This is a genomic window from Streptomyces torulosus (assembly GCF_001419765.1).
In the GTDB taxonomy this organism is placed as follows: domain Bacteria; phylum Actinomycetota; class Actinomycetes; order Streptomycetales; family Streptomycetaceae; genus Streptomyces; species Streptomyces torulosus.
In genome coordinates, this window is sequence record NZ_LIRK01000419.1 from 1 (window position 1) to 5938 (window position 5938).

The 5938-nt window shown below is 68.7% G+C and carries 7 protein-coding genes; 1 reads left to right on the forward strand and 6 read right to left on the reverse strand.

Features of this window, described 5'->3' with window-relative positions:
- The 6 genes from AOK23_RS27285 to AOK23_RS27310 form a co-directional block, all read right to left on the reverse strand.
- A partial coding sequence (locus AOK23_RS27285; RefSeq protein WP_063791411.1) for a hypothetical protein occupies positions 1–1436 on the reverse strand: 1436 nt, incomplete at its 3' end.
- A 244-nt stretch (positions 1437–1680) separates the two neighbouring features.
- On the reverse strand, positions 1681–1953 hold the full coding sequence (locus AOK23_RS27290) for a hypothetical protein (protein WP_055715274.1): 273 nt from the start codon (positions 1951–1953) through the stop codon (positions 1681–1683).
- Positions 1954–2111: 158 nt separating this feature from the next.
- Positions 2112–2339: a hypothetical protein gene (locus AOK23_RS27295; protein ID WP_055715275.1), complete on the reverse strand. Its 228-nt coding sequence runs from the start codon at positions 2337–2339 to the stop codon at positions 2112–2114.
- Positions 2340–3127: 788 nt separating this feature from the next.
- Complete coding sequence (locus tag AOK23_RS27300; protein WP_055715276.1) at positions 3128–3415, reverse strand: hypothetical protein; 288 nt, start codon at positions 3413–3415, stop codon at positions 3128–3130.
- 338 nt (positions 3416–3753) lie between these two features.
- The gene (locus AOK23_RS27305) at positions 3754–4500 is read right to left on the reverse strand and encodes a hypothetical protein (RefSeq protein ID WP_055715277.1); all 747 of its coding nucleotides are present in this window, start codon (positions 4498–4500) and stop codon (positions 3754–3756) included.
- A 168-nt stretch (positions 4501–4668) separates the two neighbouring features.
- Positions 4669–4908 carry a chaplin gene (locus AOK23_RS27310; RefSeq protein WP_055715278.1) on the reverse strand — a complete coding sequence of 80 codons (240 nt, stop codon included), beginning with the start codon at positions 4906–4908 and terminating at the stop codon, positions 4669–4671.
- A 260-nt stretch (positions 4909–5168) separates the two neighbouring features.
- Between AOK23_RS27310 and AOK23_RS27315 the strand changes: the two genes are divergently transcribed.
- Positions 5169–5938 (forward strand): DUF3344 domain-containing protein (locus tag AOK23_RS27315; protein WP_206336306.1); only part of this gene is annotated, 770 nt, incomplete at its 3' end.

Below are 5938 nucleotides of genomic sequence, written 5' to 3' on the forward strand. Positions count from 1 at the left end.
GGACAGCCCTGAGCCGCCCGGTCCGTTGACAACCCTGCCGCCGGGCGGCTCAGGGCTGTCCACAGCACGTAGGTCAGGGCCACGGCGGCGACGGCGGCGAGGGCCCCCCACAGCAGCAGCGACGGTGTGCCGTGCCAGTGGCCTCGGCGGCCCTGGGGCCGGGCCGTGTGCTTGCCGTAACGCTTGCGGAGCATCTGGACCCCGGTGTTGAGCAGTTGCCAGAGGACGAGCGCGATGCCCACCAGCGGCAGCAGAAGCAGGAGGATTCGCACGCAGGCCGACACGGTGCTCAGCACGGGTGTGCCGCTCGTGGTGGCGTTGATGATGAGCGTGGTGGCGGTGGTCCACGCCGCGGCCACCATCTGGGGCAGGCGGAAGACGATGATGCCGAGTTGCAGGACGAGGACGGGCAGCACCGTGAGCACCCAGATCGTGACGACGACCTGGGGCCACCACTTGAGGGCCTGCAGCCGCTCTTCCGGTGGGCGCCGCAGGATCGTGCGTCGCAGGATGGGCCCGATGTACTTGAACAGGTCCGGGATGCCGACCAGGTCGGAGATGATGTAGTAGCCGTCGAAGCGGAGGGTCGGCAGAAGCTGCTGGACGACTTCCAGGTTGATGAGCAGGATCGCCGCGAGCAGCACCGGGGACGGACTGTGGATGTACAGCGCGATCAGTCCGAGGATGAACAGACTGTTGAAGTAGACGCCGCCCAGGTCGGTGCGCAGTCGTCCGCCGCGGCCGAGCCGGTAGGAGTTGGTGACGTCGGTGTAGAAGGCCGGCCACACCAGGTAGATCCCGCACCCCATGGCCCCAGGGCGAATCTTCCCGTAGCGGCAGGCCGCGGCGTGGCCGACCTCATGGAAGGCGGCAGAGGCCAGAGCCAGTCCCACCATGGCGAGAATGCCGCCGGGGTCGTACATCACCTGAGTCATGGCGAGGCCGGCGTCCTGGGTGGAGAACAGCCAGATCTCGGTGGCCAGGAACGTCGCTACGACCATGAGGACGAGGACGGGTTGGAACAACCAGGAGAAGATCCCCGCGATGATCCAGGCGGCGTTTTCGGAGACCAGCGCGGCGCGGTAGCGGAGGCCCAGGAACGGGTGCTCGGCCTTGGCGAAGTCGGCAAGGGTGCCGTCACTTCGGGTGGTGATCCCCAGTGGCGCGAGCTTGTTGTCGAGCACGAATGCCACGTGGTCGGCGGTGAACGTACGGCCCGTGGTCCGTGAGAGTTCCCGCGCCACACGGTCGAGGAGGTGAGGGCCGTCCCCGGATTTCGTCGCCTTGGCCTGCTGCCGCTCCAGGCTCCTGGCGGTCTCGTAGAGAAGGTCGGGGAGGTGGATGACCTGCCCGTCGAAACGGTGCACCAGGTGTGGTGGGTGGCGGTATCCGGAACCGACGAACTCGCCCACCAGTTCGGTTCCCTCGGTGAGCATGGGTAGAGCCCCGGCGGGAGCAGGAGGCTCCTCATGGACCGGGGTGGGTGCTTGCGTACTGATGAGATCTCCCAAGGGGATAGTTCTCCCGCCGGGCCCTTGCGACGGCCGGACCCGGGTGCGCTTACCGCCTACGGCGGAGGCGTTCTCGAGCGGCCGACCGCAGTCCCGGCCTCGATGGCAGGTACCGGTGCACCGGTACTGCCGCCACGGTGAACGCGGCCGGCTGCGGAGGGTGTGCGTCTCAGTGGCGGACGACCGCAGCCGGCACGCACGTCGTGGTGCTGCTGGCCGGGGAGCCCAGGCCCAGCGCGCCGAGCAGGCCCTGCGAGGCCTGGGTCTGCTGGACCTGACAGGCATAGGCGACCGTGACTTTGCCGTCCTTGCCGTCACCGCCTGCGGGCAAGTCATCCGGGCCATGAGCATCGGCACCGCTCAGCGCGAGGGAGAGCAACATCTTTTCGGGGAGCAGCTCGCCGGAGAGAGAATTGAGTTCCTCGTAGCCGATACGAGACACGGCTTTCCTTTCTCATGCCAGAAAGCGGCGCTGTGGCACCTTTCAGAGGAGGCACCCAGCACCGCTACAGGCGCCGAAAGCACACGCCGTCATAAGCGTGTGCTGAAATGAGGCCAGCGGCGGCCGGGGGCAGGAGCCCCCGGCCGCTACCGTTGCTACTAGAACGCGACCGCCGTGGGGGCGCAAGCCTGCTGCTGGTACGCAGCCTGGCCGAGGCCCAGGGCGCCGACCAGTCCGCCCGGGTTCTGGGCCTGCTGGATCGCGCAGGAGTTGCTCACGATGGCGCCGTCGTTGCCGCCCACGTTGCCGAGGGCGGACAGAACCGCGCGCTCCGGCAGCATCTCGCCGGTGAGGACGCTCAGCTCTTCGAAGGTAATCTTCGACACGGAATTTCTTCCTTTCGACATTCAACTGCGGAAGCTCCGCTGCTGCGAAGCCCCTCGAGAAGAATTGAACACCCTGATCAACGACCCTCCCGCCAAGACAGCTTGGCCATTCACTCGGATGGCCAGAAGTTACGGCAAACGGGGGAAGCGGGTCAGCACCGCGTCTTTCCGGGGTTGAATGAAGAAATTCGTGGCGCTTCTCGCCATCGGCGCAGCTCCTGGCGTTGCGGGGCGACCGGACGCAGGGGCCGTCCGGCCTGCGGTGAGGACCACCGGGCGACCCGCCCGCGCACGTGTGACGTTCGTCCATTACCCTGCGCCCGCTTCGGACCGGTTCGCTCGGCTTGGCCGGTGCCGTTGGGCGGCGGGCGGGGTCGGCGACGCCGTCGCCATCAGGGGCGCAGGTCACGGGTCAGCAGGACGTCCCACGCCGCACTGCCCGGTGCGTCCCCATCGCACGGGAACGCGGCCGGCGCCGCGGGCTCGACCAGGGCGCCGTCGGGGTGGCGCCGTCCAGGTTCGTGATGACGAGTGCGGGAAGACCAACGGTGCGAAAAGGGCGCATCGGAGCGCTCATCGAGTTCACGGCCGAAGCATGATCCGCATATTCGGGACGCCCGCGCCGCATTCTCGGCCGCCCGGCTTTCCAGTAACCGCCCCACGAATGACGAATGGGGATCAAAAACACCGATGCGATACAGCGCGCGGGCAGCACTGAGGGTCGAGCCCGTGCCTGACACGGATTCGACCCTCAGGAGATTGGACCGCGTGGCCGCCTCACGAACCGATCAGCGCTGGAGAGGCAGACCGCCCAGCAGTCGGGTAGGGCCGCCCTTCGCGTTGAGGGACTTCGTCGCGCCGTTGACGGCGTTGAGTACGGAGCCCTTATTCTCGGTGTCGAGCGCGTTCGTCTGGTGCCGCATCGGGACGACGTCGAGGGACGTCTTGCTGACGGACTTCGTGGCGCCGGCGAGGCTGGGAGGCATGAGGTCCGCGGTGTCGGCGAACGCGGGCGCACTCGCTCCTGCGAGGGCGATGGACCCGGCAACGACAGCAGCGGCCTTCAGCGACTTCATCGGGTATGTCCTTTCGGGGACTCATGCGGTTGGGGAGAATCTCACTGCAGGCAAGGGAGATTCGAGCCTCAGCCTGCCCTCTGCCCAACGAGTCCCGGCTGCCGCAGAAACCCCGTGGAGGGTGGAAGGACACACAACTCACCCGAATGCGCGGCGTGTCAGATTCTCATACGAGTCGGTGTCAGCAGATCTGCGGGCAGGAAGAAGCCGTCGGGCCGGCCTGCGAGGTCTCCTGCTCGATCGGAGCGGAGAACCGGGCAGGTCGGCCCGAAGCCGGGGGGCGCCTGCTTCGCCTCAGGCACCGTTTCCCGTAGGGGGGACACCGATCTCCGCAGGCGTCAGGAGGGCCGCAGAGCCCCGGCCGGCGGCTGCAACGGGGGCAGACCGGGCAGACTCGCTTTCGGCAGGCCACCGCCGACCAGACTGGCCGTCACCACATTGACGGTGCCGGTCAGTACGCCACGGACCGCGGGGGTCACCTGAGCGGGCTTGCCGGAGGTGGCGGCCTTGAGCAGGATGTCGACCTTCTTCTGGAGGTCGGCCACCGCGGTCCGCTCGAGGCCGATCGGGTCGCGGTTGTACGCGACGCTTCCGCCGGGCAGGGTCAGCGGGGGCGCGGGCCGGAGCTGCGGCGGCGTTGTTCCCATCGGCCCGGTCACCGGGGTCGGCACCATGGGCTTGGTGGGCTTGGTGGGCTTGGTCGACTCGCCCGGTCCGGACGGCTTCTTGGCCTCGGAAGCAGCAGGCGTCGGCGGCTTGGCGGGCAGCGCCGCAGGGGCGAGCGCGGTGAGGGACTTCTTGACGTCGCCGCCCAGTTGGGCCGCCTGCCCGGCGGACAGCTGACCGTTGTCCGCCTTGAGTACCGACTCCAGCAGCGCGGTGACCGGCGTCAGGGCGCGGGCGAGGTCGTCCAGCGACTTGACCTGCGTCATCAGCGCATCCGCAGCGGGTACGGGCGCCGTGGCCCGGGTGCGGTCATGACTCGTGTCACTGTCGCTCGCCAGGGCGGCGGGAGCGGTGATGCCGAGCACGAGGGCGACAGCGAGGGCCGACGGCGCGAGCCGCCGGACGGGTTGAGCACGCATGGGGGTGTTTCCCTTCGATCGGTGCGGCAGAACTTGCACTCACCGTTCATCCCGCCATCACCATGCGCAACTCCAGGATGGCCGTACGTAGTCAGCCGTCCCCCGGCTCGACCAACACGGACCGGCCGCCCTCCCGCACGGGGGAGGACGGCCGGAAATGCGAGCGCGTCAGCGGTTGATGCACACGTTGCCGAACGCCGGGTTCAGCACACCGACGAGGCTGACGCTGTTCCCGCAGAGGTTGATCGGGATGTGGAGCGGGACCTGGATGGCGTTGCCCGACAGCACACCCGGGGACTGGGCGGCGACACCCTTCGCGCCGCTGTCGGCGGCGGCGACGCCGGCGGAGCCCGCCACAACGGTGGCGGCAACAGAGGTCAGGGCCAGGCCCTTCGCGATACGCGACATGGAGAAGTACTCCTTGGTAGTGACGCAGTACATCCGGGCGGTGCGCCCGACGTCGGATCAACGCACGACAGGCAGCGGAGTTGCGCTGCCGAAAGGGTGATCCGCCATGTACCCCGTTTTATGATTTCGACACGCATGTCTGGTTTCGGCGATATGTGCGGCTTGGCCGATACCGTGGCGGTTCCCCGCGGCCCCTGGCCGCTGTGCACCGGTCGGGGCGCACCTCGGCCGCCAAGCATCCCGAAAGGGCACCGCCGGTCATGCGCCATAACTCGGGCTTTCTGCTGCGCCGCGTCATCGTGGGCTGCTGCGCCCTCGCTCCTCTCCTGACACCCGGCACCCCCGCGACGGCCACGTCCACCGCGCCGTCGGAGGAGGCGGCGAGCCTGCCCTTCGGGCAGCGCTACAGCGTGGTGCAGCACGGCGGATTCGTCCGCGCCGCCAACTCGTCCATCACCTGCCGTACGGCCACGTCGGGTGCGGACAGCGCCTCGTGCCTGGACGCACGCGGGGGCGGTACGGCGGCCAACGGCGACTTCGACATGTTCTACATCGACCTGGACAGCGACCCCAACACCTACAACTCCAGCCGCGGCGAGGTCCGTCTGCCGACGGGCGCGCGGGTGACGTACGCCCGTCTGTACTGGGGCGGGAACCTGCGGGTGGGGGAACAGAAGCCGCCAGAGAGCAACGAGCGGGTGCTCATCGCGGAGCCCGGCGGAGCTTACAAGGAGGTGCTCGCCGACACGATGGTCGGGCACCGCGTGGCACGGGGCGCGGACGCCTACCAGGCCTCGGCGGACGTCACGGAACTGGTGCGATCCAGCGGCTCCGGTCTCTACACCGTTGCGCAGGTCAATGTGGCCATGGGCCGCTCGGCCGCCGGTGCCTGGGGCGGTTGGACACTGGTGGTGGCGTACGAGGACGAGTCCGAGCCGCGGCGGCACCTGGCGTTGTGGGACGGCTTCGACACGCTCACGGCCGACCGGGACCAAGTGGTGCAGCTGCCGCACGTGGAGTTCCCCAAGGG